This window comes from Allobosea sp. GW821-FHT09G06 (genome assembly GCF_059416005.1).
On record NZ_JBWKOI010000004.1, the window covers coordinates 300,959 to 316,527 of the forward strand.

At 66.7% G+C, this 15,569-nt stretch carries 15 protein-coding genes; 1 reads left to right on the forward strand and 14 read right to left on the reverse strand.

Annotated features, from left to right (window positions below; genetic code table 11):
* Positions 1 to 21 precede the first annotated feature (21 nt).
* The 11 genes from AC07NY_RS20665 to AC07NY_RS20715 all read right to left on the reverse strand — a co-directional run bounded on the left by AC07NY_RS20665 (position 22) and on the right by AC07NY_RS20715 (position 10,663).
* Positions 22 to 642 carry a glutathione S-transferase family protein gene (locus AC07NY_RS20665; RefSeq protein WP_494585359.1) on the reverse strand — a complete coding sequence of 207 codons (621 nt, stop codon included), beginning with the start codon at positions 640 to 642 and terminating at the stop codon, positions 22 to 24.
* 15 nt (positions 643 to 657) lie between these two features.
* The gene (locus AC07NY_RS20670; RefSeq protein WP_494585360.1) at positions 658 to 2,355 is read right to left on the reverse strand and encodes an FAD-dependent oxidoreductase; all 1,698 of its coding nucleotides are present in this window, start codon (positions 2,353 to 2,355) and stop codon (positions 658 to 660) included.
* 10 nt (positions 2,356 to 2,365) lie between these two features.
* Positions 2,366 to 3,109, reverse strand: a complete 744-nt coding sequence (locus tag AC07NY_RS20675; protein WP_494585361.1) for an SDR family NAD(P)-dependent oxidoreductase — start codon at positions 3,107 to 3,109, stop codon at positions 2,366 to 2,368.
* 30 nt (positions 3,110 to 3,139) lie between these two features.
* Positions 3,140 to 3,853 carry an ABC transporter ATP-binding protein gene (locus AC07NY_RS20680; RefSeq protein WP_494585362.1) on the reverse strand — a complete coding sequence of 238 codons (714 nt, stop codon included), beginning with the start codon at positions 3,851 to 3,853 and terminating at the stop codon, positions 3,140 to 3,142.
* On the reverse strand, positions 3,846 to 4,631 hold the full coding sequence (locus AC07NY_RS20685) for an ABC transporter ATP-binding protein (protein ID WP_494585363.1): 786 nt from the start codon (positions 4,629 to 4,631) through the stop codon (positions 3,846 to 3,848). Before AC07NY_RS20685 ends, AC07NY_RS20680 begins: the two co-directional genes overlap by 8 nt.
* Positions 4,621 to 5,604 (reverse strand): branched-chain amino acid ABC transporter permease, encoded by a 984-nt coding sequence (locus AC07NY_RS20690; protein ID WP_494585364.1) that lies wholly within the window; start codon positions 5,602 to 5,604, stop codon positions 4,621 to 4,623. The genes AC07NY_RS20685 and AC07NY_RS20690 overlap by 11 nt, the downstream gene beginning before the upstream one ends.
* Before the next feature lie 6 nt (positions 5,605 to 5,610).
* A complete protein-coding gene (locus tag AC07NY_RS20695; RefSeq protein ID WP_257732842.1) occupies positions 5,611 to 6,513 on the reverse strand; it encodes a branched-chain amino acid ABC transporter permease in 903 nt (300 codons plus the stop codon).
* 92 nt (positions 6,514 to 6,605) lie between these two features.
* Positions 6,606 to 7,814, reverse strand: a complete 1,209-nt coding sequence (locus AC07NY_RS20700) for an ABC transporter substrate-binding protein (protein ID WP_310089868.1) — start codon at positions 7,812 to 7,814, stop codon at positions 6,606 to 6,608.
* 127 nt (positions 7,815 to 7,941) lie between these two features.
* Positions 7,942 to 8,682 carry a GntR family transcriptional regulator gene (locus AC07NY_RS20705; protein WP_494585365.1) on the reverse strand — a complete coding sequence of 247 codons (741 nt, stop codon included), beginning with the start codon at positions 8,680 to 8,682 and terminating at the stop codon, positions 7,942 to 7,944.
* A gap of 86 nt (positions 8,683 to 8,768) precedes the next feature.
* Positions 8,769 to 10,133: a fumarylacetoacetase gene (gene fahA / locus AC07NY_RS20710; protein WP_494585366.1), complete on the reverse strand. Its 1,365-nt coding sequence runs from the start codon at positions 10,131 to 10,133 to the stop codon at positions 8,769 to 8,771.
* Positions 10,134 to 10,228: 95 nt separating this feature from the next.
* Entirely contained in the window at positions 10,229 to 10,663 is a 435-nt protein-coding gene (locus AC07NY_RS20715; RefSeq protein WP_494585367.1) for a MarR family winged helix-turn-helix transcriptional regulator, read from the reverse strand.
* Between the two features lie 105 nt (positions 10,664 to 10,768).
* Here AC07NY_RS20715 and hmgA point away from each other — a divergent pair, with 105 nt between their 5' ends.
* Positions 10,769 to 12,121, forward strand: coding sequence for a homogentisate 1,2-dioxygenase (gene hmgA, locus AC07NY_RS20720; RefSeq protein WP_494585368.1), 1,353 nt, complete (start codon positions 10,769 to 10,771; stop codon positions 12,119 to 12,121).
* A 261-nt stretch (positions 12,122 to 12,382) separates the two neighbouring features.
* Here hmgA and AC07NY_RS20725 read toward each other — a convergent pair whose 3' ends face one another.
* From AC07NY_RS20725 to metG, 3 genes are read right to left on the reverse strand one after another with little or no spacing between them, the layout of a single operon-like run.
* A complete protein-coding gene (locus AC07NY_RS20725; RefSeq protein WP_494585369.1) occupies positions 12,383 to 13,186 on the reverse strand; it encodes an MBL fold metallo-hydrolase in 804 nt (267 codons plus the stop codon).
* 9 nt (positions 13,187 to 13,195) lie between these two features.
* Positions 13,196 to 13,996, reverse strand: coding sequence for a TatD family hydrolase (locus AC07NY_RS20730; protein ID WP_494585370.1), 801 nt, complete (start codon positions 13,994 to 13,996; stop codon positions 13,196 to 13,198).
* Complete coding sequence (metG, locus tag AC07NY_RS20735) at positions 13,996 to 15,555, reverse strand: methionine--tRNA ligase (protein WP_494585371.1); 1,560 nt, start codon at positions 15,553 to 15,555, stop codon at positions 13,996 to 13,998. The genes AC07NY_RS20730 and metG overlap by 1 nt, the downstream gene beginning before the upstream one ends.
* Between the last annotated feature and the right edge of the window lie 14 nt (positions 15,556 to 15,569).

Genomic DNA, 15,569 nt, shown 5'->3' on the forward strand with positions numbered 1-15,569 from the left:
GCAGCCTCCTGCCGATCCGGCTCAGCCCAGCTTCTGGCTGCCGAAGGCGGGGCGCTCGGACAGCTTGGCGTACCAGGCTGTCGCCTGCGGCCGGCCCTCGCGCCAGTTCAGGTCGGCGAAGCGCAGGTCGAGATAGGACAGCGCGCAGTAGAAGGTGATCGTGCCGATATCGACGCGCTCGCCGAAGCCGGCGGCCTTGCCCTCGATCAGGTCGAGCGTGGCATGGACCTTGGCAAGCTGGCCGTCGATCCAGCGCTGCCAGCGCTGCTCCTCGCTGCGCAGGAGGCCCTCGTAGCGCGCAGCCAGCGCCGCATCGAGCAGGCCGTCACCATAGCTCTGCTCGGTCAGGGCGTTCCAGCGCGCCTTGGGCTCTGCCGGGAACAGCGAGCTGCCACCGAGCCCGTCGAGATATTCGCAGATGACGCGGCTGTCGGCGATCGTCTGGCCGTCATCGAGCAGCAGGGTCGGAACCTGCCCGAGCGGGTTGGTCTTGATGATGTTCTGCTCGCGCGCCAGCGGCCCGCCGGATTTGTACTCCTGCGAGACGTCGAGCATCTCGATCCGGTCGAGGAGGCCGAGCTCGGCGGCGGCGATCCGGACCTTGAGCACGAAGGGTGAGGTGGCGGACTGGTAGAGCTTCATCGTGGGGCCTCTTTCTCAGCGCGGCAGGCGGTCGGGCTCGGCAGCGAGCGCGCGCCCGGCGATGAAGCCGAAGGTGAGCGCGGGGCCGAGCGTGATGCCGGCGCCCGGATAGGCGCCGGCCATGATCGAGTTCATGTCGTTGCCACAGGCGTAGAGCCCGGGGACAGGCCCTCCGTCGCGGCCGAGCACACGCGCCTGCGGATCGCAGGTCAGGCCGGTCGCTGTGCCGATATCGCCGGGCCAGACCTTCACGGCATAGAAGGGCGCAGTCTCGATCGGCCCGAGGCAGGCATTGGGCTTGTGGTTGGGGTCGCCGAGATAGCGGTTGTACTCGCTCGAGCCCTTACCGAAGGCGGCATCCTCGCCGGAACGGGCGGCCGCGTTCATGCCGGCGACGGCCTCCGCCAGCGCCTCGGCCGGCACGCCGATCTGTCCGGCCAGGGCTGCGACGCTCTCGCCTTCGAACAGATAGCCGGCTTCAACGAAGGCCTTCGGCATCTTCAGGCCGGGATGGACGAGGCCCAGGCCGTATTTGCGCAGGAAAATGCTGTCGCAGACGAGGAAGGCGGGCACGGCTCCGCTCGCATGCATCGCCTCGACGAAGCCATGATAGGAGGTCGCCTCGTTGACGAAGCGGCGTCCCTGGCCGTCGACCGCGATCAGGCCGGGCTTGGCGCGGTCGAGGATCAGGTGCGGGAACTGGACCTCGCTGCCGTCAGGCTTCCTGAGTGCCGAGACCGGCGTCCAGAAGGCAGCGCCGATATTGTCGTCGCGCAAGGCACCGCCGGCCGCGAGGCCGAGATTGATGCCGTCACCGGTATCGGTCTTCGGCGCCATCGAGCGATGGACCTCCGCATGCGGCATGTGCTCGCCCCGCATCGCGGCATTGGCCGGGAAGCCACCGCTCGCCAGCACGACGCCGCGCCGCGCGCCGATGCGGCGCTCGCCTTGCGGGCCTTTGACGGTGATGCCGATGACAGTGCCGTCCTTGAGCATCAGCGAGCGGGCCGGCGTCTGCATGCGCAGGTCGACACCGGCCTGTCGCGCCGATTTGAGGAGGCGCCCGGCCAGCGCATTGCCCATCAGGAGGCGTGCGCCGCGCGGATGGCGCAGGCGGTCGAGGCCGTACTGGATCAGGAGCTTCGCGCTGTGCTTGAAATTCGCGAGGCTGCGGAAGCGGCCGACCAGCGCGTCGATATCCTTGCGGTTCACCATCATGCCGCCGAGGACGGTGAATTCCTTCAGCGGCGGGCGCAGCAGGGCGAAATCGGCGCCGAGCTCGTTGCCGTCATAGGGCGCCGGATCGATCGTCCGCCCACCCTTGGAGGCGCCGGGCTGCTCGGGCTGGTAGTCCGGCGAATAGGCGCGTGCCTCGAATTTCAGGGCCGTCTCGCGCTCGAAGAAGCGGACCATCTCCGGCCCGTTGTCGAGAAAGGCGCGCATCAGGTCCGGCCGCAGGCGATTGCCGAGCACGGCTTCGAGATAGGTCATCGCCGCTTCGCGGGTATCGGCATGGCCGGCCTTGGCGGCATGCGGGTTCTCCGGCACCCACATGGCGCCGCCCGAGACGGCAGTGCTTCCGCCGACATACTCGCTCTTCTCGATCACCAGCACGTCGAGCCCGGCCTTGGCGGCGGTGATCGCCGCCGATAGGCCGCCGGCGCCGGAGCCGACCACGACGACGTCGCGGATTTCGTCGAATTGCTCGCTCATCGCCATGCCCTCAGCCGCCCATGCCGCCGCCGAGCGACTTGCCGCCGTCGACGAGGAGGACCTGGCCGTAGATGAAATTGGTGCGCGGCGAGGCGAGGAAGGCGACGGCGTTGGCGATATCCTCGGGCGCCGCGAGCGCGCCCGTCGGCTGCTGGGCAAGCAGGGCGGCGCGGGCCTCTTCCGACTGCTTCGCCACCATCTCGGTCGCGACGCCGCCGGGCGCCACCGCATTGACGGCGATGCCGCGCGGCAAAAGCTCCATCGCCATCGCCCGGGTCAGGCCGACGACGGCCGCCTTCGAGGCGACGTAATGGGCATGGTTGCGGGCTCCAAGGAAGGTGCGGGAGGCGATGTTGACGATGCGCCCGCCCTTTTCCATCCGCCGCGCCACCGCCTGCGAGAGCAGGAAGAGCGCGGTGACGTTGACATCCATCATCCGGCCGAAATCGCTCGCCCCGAGATCGAAGAACGGCTTGTTCTCGAAGATGCCGGCATTGTTGACCAGTGCCTGCGCCACCGGCAGCCGCTCCGCCAGCGCAGAGAGGCCGGCATGATCGGCGAGATCGACCTGCTCGAAGAAGACACTGTGCCCCCGCGCCGTCAGCTCCTTCGCGAGCGCGGTCGCGATCTCGGCCTCGCGGTCGAGAATGCCCACTGCAAAGCCGTCGGCACAAAGGCGCTCAACGATGGCCCGGCCGATCCCGCGGGCGCCGCCCGTGACGAGGGCGATGGGTTTGTCTTGCGGCGTAGCCATGTGCCGATTCCCGTATCGTTGCGTCCCGGCTCAGCCGCCGAGATAGGTGCGGCGGACGCTGTCGTCCTGCCGCAGTTTTGCGGATGCACCTTCGAGGGCCATCTCGCCGTTTTCGATGATGTAGGCATAGGTCGAGCAGCCCAGCGCGATCGCCGCGTTCTGCTCGACCAACAGGATGGTGAGCCCGTCCTTGTTCAGCCGCTCGATGATCGCGAAGATCTGCTGCACCAGAACCGGCGAGAGGCCGAGCGAGGGCTCGTCGAGCAGGAGCAGGCGCGGGCCCGCCATCAAGGCCCGGCCGATCAGCAGCATCTGCTGCTCGCCGCCTGAGAGCGTGCCCGCCTTCTGCTGAAGCCGCTCCTGCAACTTCGGGAAGTATTCGAACACGCGGTCGAGATCGCGCTTGATCCCGGCGGCATCGCTGCGGCGATAGGCGCCCATGTCGAGGTTCTCGCGCACGCTCATGTCGCGGAAGACTTCGCGGCCCTCCGGCACTTGCAGCACACCGGCCGAGACGACCTTGTGCGAGGGCCAGGACTGGATCTCCTCGCCGGCGAAGCGGATGCGCCCCTTCGTCACCGGCACGAGCCGCGAGACGGTGTTCAGCGTCGTGCTCTTGCCGGCGCCGTTCGAGCCGAGCAGGGCGACGATCGCCCCTTCCGGGACCTTCAGCGAGACCTCGGACAACGCCTGGATGCGGCCATAGGCGGCGGAGATGCCGTCGATTTCGAGCAGATCAGCCATGGGCGGCCTCCTGAGCTGCCTCACGGCCGAGATAGGCTTCGATCACGGCCGGGTTGGCGCGTACCTCGGCGGCGGTGCCCTCGGCGATCTTGGTGCCGAAGCTCAGCACCGTGATCTTGTCCGAGATCGACATGACCAGCTGCATGACATGCTCGACCAGCAGGATCGTGATGCCGTCGCGCTCGCGCAATTCGCAGAGCAGGCGGTCGAGCGCCGCGATCTCACGGTTGCGCAGGCCGGCAGCCGGCTCGTCGAGCAGCAGGAGCTTGGGGCGGATGGCGAGCGCGCGGGCGATCTCGACCATCTTCTGATGGCCGAAATCGAGATTGCGCGCCTTGGTCTGGGCGTAGGAGGTCAGGCCGGTGCGCTCCAGCAAGTGCTCGACATGCTCGACGATGCCGCGCGGGCGGGCGCTGATCGCGTCGCGCCAGGAGCGGCCGGCATGGACATGGGCGCCGATCAGCACGTTCTCGAAGACGGTGAGCTCGCCGAAGAGTTCGAGGTTCTGGAAGCTGCGGGCGATGCCGAGGCCCGCCATCTCGCGCGCCGGCATGCGGGTGATGTCGCGCCCGTCATAGGTGATGCGCCCGGCGCTCGGCGTATAGAAGCGCGAGATGCAGTTGAAGGTCGTCGACTTGCCGGCACCGTTCGGGCCGATCAGCGCATGGATCGAGCCCTTGGCCACAGCCATGTCGAGCCCGCCGACCGCGGTGAGCCCGCCGAAGCGAATGGTCAGCCCCTCGACATTCAGGAAGGGGGCGGCGCTCTCAACGGCCATGGCGCGCCTCCCGGATGCGATCGCCGATGAAGGCGAAGAGACCGCGCGGCGCATACATCATGAACAGGATCAGGATCGCGCCGTAGATGATCTCCTGGTACTGCGGCGCCTGGCGCAGCACCTCCGAGATCAGCCCGAACACGATCGCCCCGCCGATCGCGCCCGCGATCGAGCCGAGCCCGCCGACGACGACCATGGTGAGCACGAGGATCGTGGTCTGGAAGCCGAGGCTGTCCGGGTGGATGAAGGTCTGGAACAGGCCGAACATGCCGCCGGCAAAGCCTGCGATGGCGGCCGAGAGCCCGAAGGAGACGATGCGGGCGCGGCGGACATCGATGCCCATCGCCATCGCCGCGACCTCCGATTCCCGCACCGCCCGGAAGGAGCGGCCGAGCCGCGAGCGCGAGATCGCGACTGTGAGCCCGATCATCACGAGGCAGAAGAACAGCACGAAGGGATAGGCCTGCTTGTCGCTGAGGATCTCGATCGGGCCGAAGCGGGCCGGGCTGATGCGCAGGCCGTTGGGGCCGTTGGTCACGCTGTCCCAGTTGGCGAAGACCCATTGCATCGCCTCGCCGAAGGCGAAGGTCGCGAGTGCGAGATAGATGTCGCGCATTCGCAGTGCGAGCGCGCCGATGAACAGGCCGACCGCGCCGGCGACCAGCGCGCCGAACAGCATGGCGAAGGGGTAGGGCAGGTCGACCGCGCGATTGGCGAGCGCGCTCGCATAGATGCCGATGCCGTAGAAGGCGGCATGGGCCATCGAGAACTGGCCGGTTTCGCCGATGACGATGTGCAGGCCGAGGCAGAGCACCACGAAGACCAGCAGCAGATTGGCGATGTAGACGACATAGCCCGAGGTGAAGACGGGCAGGGCGATGGCGACGATCACGGCCACAACGAGCCCGATCAGGGCGGGGCCGGAGAGCGCGCGCCTTGTTGGCGCCGGAGATGCGAGAGGAGGTGACGACATCGGGCTTTAGACCTTCTTGATCGTCAGCTTCCCGCCGAACAGGCCCTGCGGACGCAAGACGAGCACGATCAGGATGGCGAGGAAGGGGGCGAGCACGATGGCGCGCGACGAGATGAACAGCCCGACCATGTTCTCGACGATGCCGATGACGAAGCCGCCGACCACGGCGCCGGGCAGGCTGGAGAAGCCGCCGACGATCGCCGCGGCGAAGGCGAGCATGACAATCGAGCCCATATCCGCCGTCATCAGGATCTTCGGCGAGATCAGCAGTGCCGCGATGGCGGAGATCACGCCCGACAGCCCCCAGATCAGCATATGGCAGCGGCGCAAGTCGACGCCGACGAGCTGGGCGGCCTTCGGGTTCATGCCGACGGCGCGCATGGCCCGGCCGGTCTTGGTGTAGTTGAACATCCAGAAAAAGGCGGCCATCACCGTGACGGCTGTGCCGAAGATCGCGAGGTCGAGCATCGTCACCGAGGCCTGCCCGATCATGATGGAATCGGTCGGCACCAGCGCCGGGAAGGAGCGCGGCGTGTCGCCGAAGCCGGTGCGGCGCACGAGGCCCTTCAGCACATAGGACAGGCCGAGCGTCGCGATGACCAGATAGACGAGATCCTTCGCGGACTTAGCGACCTGATCGAGCACGAAGCGGCGGAACAGCGCCATGGCGAGGAAGGCAACGACCAGCGTCGCCGGCAGCACGACCCAGATCGGCATCTTCTGGAAGACGAAGAGATAAAGCGCGACATAGCCCGCCGCCATGAAGACCTCGCCCTGGGCGAAGTTCGGCACGTCCGAGGTCTTGAAGATCACCACGATGGCGAGCGCCAGCAGGGCGTAGACACTGCCTGAGACGAGGCCCGAGGCGATGCCTTGCTGCAGGAAGATCAGCGCGAGTTGCAGGTCCATATCCGGCCCGATGCTCAGGTCAGGGAAGGGCGGCGGCGCAGGTGCCGCCGCCCGGTCTCATGAGGGAGGGCCGAGCGGCCCGCCCGTGGCGATCACTTCGCCTGGTAGGTCCAGCGGCTGGTGAAGACGCCCGGCAGCGGGGCCATGGTCGTGCCGTCATATTTGATGAAGATCGTCGAGCGGTTGGCGGCGCGCTGCTCCGGGCCGAACTGCATGCGGCCGGCCATGACGCCCGAGTCGAAATCCTGCGTCTTCAACGCGGCGAGCACCTTCTCGCGGGTCGGGTTCGGGCCGGCATCCTGCAGCGCCTTGACCAGCGACATCGCCGGGGGGATGCCATAGGGCATGTAGGTCTGCGGATGGTCGGGCTTGGCCGCGAGCTCCGGATAGGCCGCCTTGTACATGTCGTAGATCGGCTTCAGCTTGGCGCCGCCGGGGGAGTCGATCATCACTTCCTGCGTATAGAAGTTCTTGAGCGCGTCCTTGCCGACATTCTCGGCGAGCTGGTTGAGGCTGGCCGTGCCGGTGACCGACAGGATGATCGGCTTGTTGAAGCCCATCTCGGCCGCCTTCTTGATCAAGAGCGCCGCCGGGCGGGCATAGGTGACCAGCAGGATCGCATCCGGATTGGCGGCGCGCACCTTCAGGAAGGGCGCGGTGACGTCGTTGATGCCGGGATTGATCGACTCGACCGAGAGCTTCACCCCGTTGACCTCGGCATCCTTCTTCGAGCCTTCGAGGTTCCAGGCGCCATAGGCGTCGTCATGATTGATATAGGCGACGTTCTTGGCGCCGAACTGCTTGGCGGCGAACTCGACCATCGCGCCACCGACGGCATATTGCGAGATCGAATAGGCGCCGAAGATGTAATCGGTCGGCGGGAACAGCGCGCCGTCGCCCGACGCGTTCAGCATCAGGTAGGGCACCTTGTTGCGGACGACATAGTCCTTGGCGGCGACGACGGCGGCTGAGCACGAGCCGCCGTTGAGCATGAACACGTTTTCCTGCTCGACCAGCTTCTTCACCGCAGCGACCAAGTCATTGGCGTTGCAGCGGTCGTCCTCGACGACATATTCGATCTTGCGGCCGTGGATGCCGCCTTCCTTGTTGATCTTGTCGTAGTACATCTTGGCCGCGTTCACGACGTCGAAGCCATAGGCCATGTTCGGGCCGGATAGCGGCCCGAAGATGCCGATCTTGATCGCCTTGTCGGTGATGCCCGGCTCCTGGGCGCCGGCAGCGGCCCCGATCAGCAGGCTGGCGGCCAGCGTCAGGCCGGCTGCGGTCTTGTTCACGCTCATCGTCTCTCTCCCTGGTCGTCGGTTTATCTTGTCGTTGAGGTCGTCAGCTCATGGCGGCCCGATCCTGTGGGGATCATAGCCGGCCGGCGGTGGACATCTGTCACAGCGGCGTGGGACATCTTGGCGGCTATCCTTCCGAGCCGTGCAGCGGCGCCAGCGAGGGCGCGCCATGGGCGGGGTAGGAGAGCTCGCGGAAGATATGGAAGGTGCGCATGATGTGCTTGCGCATTGCCTGCTCGGCCCGGTCGCCGTCGCGCGCCCGCAAGGCCTGCAGGATGATCTCGTGGTCCTCGTTGCTGAGTCGGAACTCGGCCGGCGAGGTCATCCGCGCCACCGATCCGTTGAAGTAGAACCGGCCCGAACGCAGGATCGCGTCGCGCAGCTTCTCGTTGCGGGCTGCGCTGACGATGATGCCGTGGAATTCGCGATTGGTCTCGACGCGGGTCCTGTCGTCGGCGGGGTCGCTGGCGACGCGGCGGGCATGGACGGCCGCGACCGCCGCGATCTCGTCATCGGTCGCCCGCTCGGCGGCGAGGCGGGCGGCATAGCCCTCCAGCGCGGCGCGGACTTCCGAATTCTCGCTGGCCTCGACGGCGGTGATCTCGCGCACGGCCCAGCCGCGGCGGCGCGGCACGATCAGCTGCTCGACCGCCAATCGCTGCAAGGCCTCGCGCACCGGCGTGCGGCTGACCGCAAGTGCCGCCGCGATATCGGCCTCGATCAAGGGCTCGTTCGGGCGCATCTCGCCGGAGAGGATGGCGTTGCGCAGGGTTTCATAGACATCGCCGGAGCGGCGCCGGCCGAGCGCGCCCTTCTCGGCGTCTCCCGGCGGCTGGTCCGAAGCGGCGAGTGTGAAGCGCTTCTGCATGCGATCCCCGAAAGCAGCGTCAACCGGATGATGCCGAAGCCATAACGCGTCCGCTGTCACCAGAGCAGGGGACAGCGGCACCCGTTTCACCCGCGCGTCGGCAGCACCTCGGCCCGGCATGCGCCGAAGCCGATCGAGGCGAAACCCTCACGCCGGGCGCTGGCACGCATCAGGATTGCGTCGCCATCGGCGAGATAGGTCCGGCTTTCGCCATTGGGCAGCGTGATCGGCTCGCGGCCACCGCGTGTGATCTCCATCAGGCTGCCGAAGGAGCCGGGATCGCGCCCCGAGATCGTGCCGGAGCCGAAGAGGTCGCCCGGTTCGAGATTGCAGCCGTTCGAGCTGTGATGCGCGACGAACTGCGCCGGCGTCCAGTAGAGGTCGCGCGTGCTGCCGAGCGAGAGCCGATGCGGCGCCAGGCCGGTCGCACGCATGGAAGCGGTCTCGATGAAGACCTCCAATGTGACGTCGAGCGCATGCGGCACCGTGGCGTCGGCCGGGCTGAGATAGGGCAGGGCCGCCGGATCGCCGTCCGGACGCGGCGCCTGCGCCTTTCGGAAGGGCGCGAGCGCCTCCGGCGTGACGATCCAGGGCGAGATCGTCGTGGCAAAACCCTTGGACAGGAAGGGGCCGAGCGGCTGGTATTCCCAGGCCTGGATATCGCGCGCCGACCAGTCGTTGAGCAGGCAGAAGCCGGCGATCCGATCATCGGCCTCGTTGATCGGCACGGGCGAACCCTGCGCATTGCCGGGGCCGATCCAGATGCCCAGCTCCAGCTCGTAATCGAGATTGCGGCAGGGGCCGAAGCTGGGTTCAACCTCGTCAGGGCGCTTGCGCTGGCCGTTGGGGCGCAGGAAGGGCTTGCCCGACGGCCGGACCGACGAGGCGCGGCCGTTATAGCCGATCGGGATGTGCTTGTAGTTCGGCAGCAGCGGATTGTCCGGCCGCAAGAGCGAACCGATATTCAGGGCGTGCTGGATGCCGGCATAGAAATCCGTGTAGTCGCCGATCCGGGCGGGCAGGCCGAGCGTGCAATTGCGTGCCGGATGCAGCATCGGCTTGAGCGCAGTCTGCGCGGAAGAGCCTTCCGCCAGCAAGGCCGAAAGCCGCGCTCTCAGATGCTTCCGCGCACCCGTTCCCAGCCCGAGAAAGCCGTTCAAGCTCGGCGCGGCTGCCGCTGCGACGATCTCCTCGGTGTCGGCGCCAAGGCCGGACGCCGCAAGCGCTGCCAGATCGAGAATTTCATCGCCAATCGCGACGCCCCCGCGCGCTGGCCCTCCATCGGGCGAGAACACGCCGAAGGGCAGGTTCTGGATCGGAAATTCCGCATGATCCCGCGCCGACGCGACCCAGCTGCGCAGTGCCGGATCATGGCTGGCGTCGAGAGCAGTAGCGGAGGATGTGGGGCGAGGCGGGTTTTCTGTCCGCGCTTCGAGAGTGCTGCCCTGCATAGGCTCATCCGTTCCGTTCTGACTTGGCCAGTTCGGCGGCGAGCCTAAGCGGAAGCGGGCCCCGGTCTCTGTCCCCAGCGCGTGGGACGTAGGCGCTAGTCGACGGGGAAGCGCTCTTCCATCAGAGCCAGCGCTTCGAGCAGGGGCTCGGCATGGGGGCCGAGCGCGGCGAGGATGCTGGCTTCGAAGGCCAGCGCCCGCGGCACGATCTCGCCATAGGCCTGCAGGCCGGGTGCCGTCAGCGACAGGCTTTCCTCGCGCCGGTCCTGCTCGCTCTCGCGGCGGGTCAGCCAGCGCCGCTCCTCCAGCGCCCGCACGGCCCGGCTGACCTTGGTCTTGTGCATCGAGGAATGCTTGCCGATGGCCTTGGCCGTCATCGTTCCGAACTGGGCGAGGGTGGCCAGCACCCGCCATTCCGGCACGGTGAGGTTGTGATGCGGCCCATAGACCGCCCGGAACTGCTGCGAGACCGCCGAACTCAGGCGGTTCAGGCGATAGGGCAGGAAATGCTCGAGCGCGAGTTTCGACATGCCTTGTTAGTTACAAAATCGACAGTTACCAAAGCAACCATCTCGAACGAAGCCCGGACAGGGCATGCCGCCGGCTTAAGGCCGTCGTGAGGAGAGGGCGCCACCATGAACGTTCAGAACCCCGCCCATGCCGGCGCCGCCAAGACTGAGAGCGCCATCGCGACCGGCTACATGTCCGGCTTCGGCAACGGCTTCGAGACCGAGGCGCTGCCGGGCGCCCTGCCGCTCGGGCGCAACTCGCCGCAGAAATGCGCCTATGGGCTTTATGCCGAGCAGCTTTCCGGCTCGCCCTTCACGGCGCCCCGGACAACCAACGAGCGCTCCTGGCTCTATCGCATCCGGCCGACGGTGGCGCATTGGAACGAATTCCGGAAGGTCGATGCCGGGTTCTGGCGTACCGCGCCGGCCCGCGAGGTCGACATGCCGATCGCGCCGCTGCGCTGGAGCCCGATCCCGATCCCGTCGGAGCCGATCTCCTTCGTCGAGGGCATCCGCAGCATGACGACCGCCGGCGATGCCGGCAGCCAGGGCGGCATGGGCGCGCATGTCTACCTGATCACGCGCTCGATGGTGGACGAGTATTTCTACAATGCCGATGGCGAGATGCTGTTCGTGCCGCAGCAGGGCACCCTGCGACTCTGGACCGAGTTCGGCATCATCGACATCGAGCCCGGCGAGATCGCCGTGATCCCGCGCGGCGTGAAGATCCGCGTCGAGCTGAGGGACGGGCCGGCTCGCGGCTATATCTGCGAGAACTATGGCGGCGCCTTCACCTTGCCGGAGCGCGGGCCGATCGGCGCCAACTGCCTGGCCAATCCGCGTGATTTCCTGACGCCGGTCGCGGCCTATGAGGACCGCGACGCGCCCTCGAAGATGTATGTGAAATGGGGCGGCAATCTCTGGGCCGCCGATATCGAGCATTCGCCGCTCGACGTCGTCGCCTGGCATGGCAACTACGCCCCGTACAAGTATGATCTCAGGCGCTTTTCACCGGTCGGGCCGATCCTCTACGACCATGCCGATCCGTCGATCTTCACGGTGCTGACCTCGCCCTCGGAGACGCCCGGCACCGCCAATATCGATTTCGTCATCTTCTCGGATCGCTGGCTGGTGGCCGAGAACACCTTCCGGCCGCCCTGGTACCATATGAACGTGATGAGCGAGTTCATGGGGCTGGTCTACGGCGTCTACGACGCCAAGACCGGCGGCGGCTTCGTGCCGGGCGGCATCTCGCTGCATAACAGCATGCTGCCGCACGGGCCGGACATGGATGCCTTCGAGAAGGCGAGCAATGTCGAACTGAAGCCGCACAAGCTCGAGGGCACGCTGGCCTTCATGTTCGAGACGCGGTTCCCGCAGCAGGTGACGGCCTTCGCCGCCGGCTCGGATTCGCTCCAGCGCGACTATGGCGGCTACGGCCACAAGCTGACCAAGCATTTCGATCCGAACAGGCGCTGATAGGTAGCCGGGCAGGAAACAGGGTGTCATCCCGGACAAGCTGCGCAAGCAGTGCCGATCCGGGATCCATCATAGAACTCTGCGCTCTACGATGGATCCCGGCTCAAGGCCGGGATGACGTCGCAGTTTTGAGAGAACCCGGCCAAGTTTCAGGCGCCGCTGTTTGAACGGCAAGAGGGTTGAAATCCGCCCAGTCTTCATTCGCATAAGGTATATTATGGAACTTATTCTGATGCTGACGCCACCTGAAATGCTGGGTGTTCAGGCCGGAACCGAGATCGTCATCCCGTCGAACGCCACCTCTGCAATGCCATCCAAGCGCTTGCTCAGACTGGCATAATCCAGATCGACATGGAGATTGGTCATGATCGCGCGGCGTGGCTTCAGGCGTTCGATCGCCTCCAGCGATTGCGCCAGATGGAAATGGCTCACATGCGGCGTCTCGCGCAGGCAGTCGAGGATCAGCACGTCGAGATCGGCCATGGCCTCCATCGCGGCCGGCGGGATCAGGCTGACATCCGGCAGATAGCCGAGATCGCCGAAGCGGAAGCCCAGCGCCTCGTAGTTCGGCCCGTGCTCGACCCGGAACGGGAGCGTCGTGATCGGCCCGCCGGCGCCGTCGATCGTGTGCGGCCGGCCGGCCGAGATCTGGTCGAGATCGAGGATCGGCGGATAGTAGCTGCCTTGCGGCGTCTCGAAGAGATAGCTGAAGCGCGAGCGCAATGACGCTTCGGTGGTGCTATCGGCGTAGATGCGGATGCGTCGCTGCATGTGCAGGACGAGCGCACGCAGGTCGTCGATACCGTGGGTATGGTCGGCATGGTCATGCGTCAGCAGGACGCCGTCGAGCGCCGGCACCTCGGCGGACAAAACCTGCTCGCGCAGATCCGGCGAGGTATCGACCAGCACCCGCGTCATGCCGTCGGGGCCGATGCGCTCGACCAGGATCGAGCAGCGGCGGCGGCGGTTCTTCGGCTCGGCAGGATCGCAGGCACCCCAGCCGGAACCCGGCCGCGGCACGCCCCCTGATGATCCGCAGCCGAGGATGGTGACGGTGAGCGTCATGGCGCCGGATCAGGCCACCTGCGCGACCGGCGCGGCGTGGTCCATCTTCCAGTAGCAGCGCTGCGCATTTTCCGTGGTGATCCGGGCGATTTCGTCGAAGGAAACGCCGATCGTTTCGCCGAGAACCTTCGCGGTTTCAACCACATAGGCAGGCTGGTTGCGCTTGCCTCGGAACGGCACGGGCGCCAGATAGGGCGCATCCGTCTCGACCAGCAGGCGTTCGCGCGGGACCATCCGGGCGATGCGGCGCAGGTTCTCGGAGGTCTTGAAGGTCAGGATACCCGAGAACGAGACGTAGAGCCCGAGCTCGACACCGGCCATGGCCAGCGCTTCGCCGGCGGTGAAGCAGTGCAGGATGGCAGGGAAGGCGCCCTTCCCCATCTCCTCGCGCAGGATCGCGATCATGTCGTCATCGGCCTCGCGCGAATGGATGACGAGCGGCAGCTGCGTGATCCGCGCCGCGGCGATATGCGTGCGCAAGCCCTGGGCCTGCGCGGCGCGCGGGCTCGAATCGTAGTGATAGTCGAGCCCGGCCTCGCCGATGGCGACGCAGCGTGGATGGCGCGACAACTCCACAAGGCGCTCGGCCGTGACGTCGAGCTCCTCATGGGCGTTGTGCGGATGCGTGCCGACCGAGAACCAGACGGACGGAAAGCGCTCCGCCAACGCGGCATAGTCGGCGTAGCGCGCGACCCGCGTCGAGATCGTCACCATCCGGCTAACCCCGGCTTCCTCGGCCCGCGCGACATAGGCCGGCAACTCCTCGGCGAAATCCGGGAAGTCGAGATGGCAATGCGTATCGATGACCATCACGCCGCCTGGCCGTCCTCGGGCTCGACATAGCGCGGGAAGATCGCGCTCGGCGCCGGCAAGGCCGCGCCGCTGACGAGCCGATGATCCGCGCCGAGCGCCGCGAAGCTGCGGGCCTCGGGTGCGACGCCGAGCAGGTCGAGCAGCTTGCCTGCGGCGACCGGCATCACCGGCTGCACCAGGATCGCGACCTCGCGCAGCACCTCGATCGTGACATACAGGATGGTGTCACGGCGGGCCGGGTCGGTCTTGGTCAGGCGCCAGGGCTCGTTATTGGCGAAATAGCGGTTCGCCTCGGCAATGAGAGCCCAGAGATCGGCCAGCACGGTGTGAAGGGCGAAATCCTTCATCGCCTCGCGCGCCTTCGCGAGCGCCGCATCGGCCATGGCGAGCATGGTTTCGTCGGCCTCGTTCAGCGTGCCGCGCGGCGGCACCCTGCCCTCGCAGTTCTTGGCGATCATCGACAGCGAGCGCTGCGCGAGATTGCCGAGATCATTGGCGAGGTCGGCATTGATGCGCCCGACGATGGCGTCGTGGCTGTAATTGCCGTCCTGGCCGAAGGAGACCTCGCGCAGGAAGAAATAGCGGAGCTGATCAACGCCGTAGGCCTCGGCGAGGCCGAAAGGGTCGACCACGTTGCCGAGCGACTTCGACATCTTCGTGCCCTTGTTCAGCAGGAAGCCGTGGCCGAAGACGCGCTTCGGCAGCGGCAGCCCCGCCGACATCAGGAAGGCCGGCCAGTAGACCGCGTGGAAGCGCACGATGTCCTTGCCGATAATATGGACATCGGCCGGCCAATAATGCGCGCGCGGGCTCGCCGGATCGGGGAAGCCCGTCCCGGTGACATAGTTGTTGAGCGCGTCGACCCAGACATACATGACGTGCTTCGGATCGCCCGGCACGGGCAGGCCCCAGTCGAAGGTCGTGCGGCTGATCGAGAGATCCTCGAGCCCGCCCTTCACGAAGGAGACGACCTCGTTCTTGCGGGTCTCCGGCGAGATGAAGTCCGGCACATCCTCGTAGAGCTTCAGGAGCCGGTCCTGATAGGATTTGAGGCGGAAGAAATAGCTCTCCTCCTCGACCCATTCGACCGGAGTGCCCTGCCCGCCCAGGCGCGTGCCGTCGGGCTGGAGGGTGGTCTCCTCCTCGCCGTAGAAGGCCTCGTCGCGCACCGAATACCAGCCGGCATATTTGGCGAGATAGATGTCGCCATTGGCTTCCATCCGCCGCCAGAGCTCCTGGGTCGAGGGCAGATGGTCGGCATCGGTGGTGCGGATGAAGCGATCGAAGGAACAGCCGAGACGCTGCTCCATCTCCTCGAAGCGCGCCGCGATCTTGTCGACGAAATCCTTCGGCGAAAGGCCGTTCTGGGCCGCCGTGCGCTGCACCTTCTGGCCGTGCTCGTCGGTGCCGGTCATGGCGAAGACGTCATAGCCGTCGAGCCGCTTGAAGCGCGCGATCGCGTCCGACGCCACCATCTCATAGGCGTGGCCGATATGCGGCGGCCCGTTGGTGTAGTGGATCGCGGTCGTCAGATAGAATTTCGGGGCCGTGGCCATCGTCTGTCCGAAAG

What these genes read in the sequence shown, in the direction of transcription:
- AC07NY_RS20665 (WP_494585359.1), bottom strand. Translation starts at nt 642, where the DNA reads ATGAAGCTCTACCAGTCCGCCACCTCACCCTTCGTGCTCAAGGTCCGG.
- AC07NY_RS20670 (WP_494585360.1), bottom strand. Translation starts at nt 2,355, where the DNA reads ATGAGCGAGCAATTCGACGAAATCCGCGACGTCGTCGTGGTCGGCTCC.
- AC07NY_RS20675 (WP_494585361.1), bottom strand. Translation starts at nt 3,109, where the DNA reads ATGGCTACGCCGCAAGACAAACCCATCGCCCTCGTCACGGGCGGCGCC.
- AC07NY_RS20680 (WP_494585362.1), bottom strand. Translation starts at nt 3,853, where the DNA reads ATGGCTGATCTGCTCGAAATCGACGGCATCTCCGCCGCCTATGGCCGC.
- AC07NY_RS20685 (WP_494585363.1), bottom strand. Translation starts at nt 4,631, where the DNA reads ATGGCCGTTGAGAGCGCCGCCCCCTTCCTGAATGTCGAGGGGCTGACC.
- AC07NY_RS20690 (WP_494585364.1), bottom strand. Translation starts at nt 5,604, where the DNA reads ATGTCGTCACCTCCTCTCGCATCTCCGGCGCCAACAAGGCGCGCGCTC.
- AC07NY_RS20695 (WP_257732842.1), bottom strand. Translation starts at nt 6,513, where the DNA reads ATGGACCTGCAACTCGCGCTGATCTTCCTGCAGCAAGGCATCGCCTCG.
- AC07NY_RS20700 (WP_310089868.1), bottom strand. Translation starts at nt 7,814, where the DNA reads ATGAGCGTGAACAAGACCGCAGCCGGCCTGACGCTGGCCGCCAGCCTG.
- AC07NY_RS20705 (WP_494585365.1), bottom strand. Translation starts at nt 8,682, where the DNA reads ATGCAGAAGCGCTTCACACTCGCCGCTTCGGACCAGCCGCCGGGAGAC.
- fahA (WP_494585366.1), bottom strand. Translation starts at nt 10,133, where the DNA reads ATGCAGGGCAGCACTCTCGAAGCGCGGACAGAAAACCCGCCTCGCCCC.
- AC07NY_RS20715 (WP_494585367.1), bottom strand. Translation starts at nt 10,663, where the DNA reads ATGTCGAAACTCGCGCTCGAGCATTTCCTGCCCTATCGCCTGAACCGC.
- hmgA (WP_494585368.1), top strand. Translation starts at nt 10,769, where the DNA reads ATGAACGTTCAGAACCCCGCCCATGCCGGCGCCGCCAAGACTGAGAGC.
- AC07NY_RS20725 (WP_494585369.1), bottom strand. Translation starts at nt 13,186, where the DNA reads ATGACGCTCACCGTCACCATCCTCGGCTGCGGATCATCAGGGGGCGTG.
- AC07NY_RS20730 (WP_494585370.1), bottom strand. Translation starts at nt 13,996, where the DNA reads ATGGTCATCGATACGCATTGCCATCTCGACTTCCCGGATTTCGCCGAG.
- metG (WP_494585371.1), bottom strand. Translation starts at nt 15,555, where the DNA reads ATGGCCACGGCCCCGAAATTCTATCTGACGACCGCGATCCACTACACC.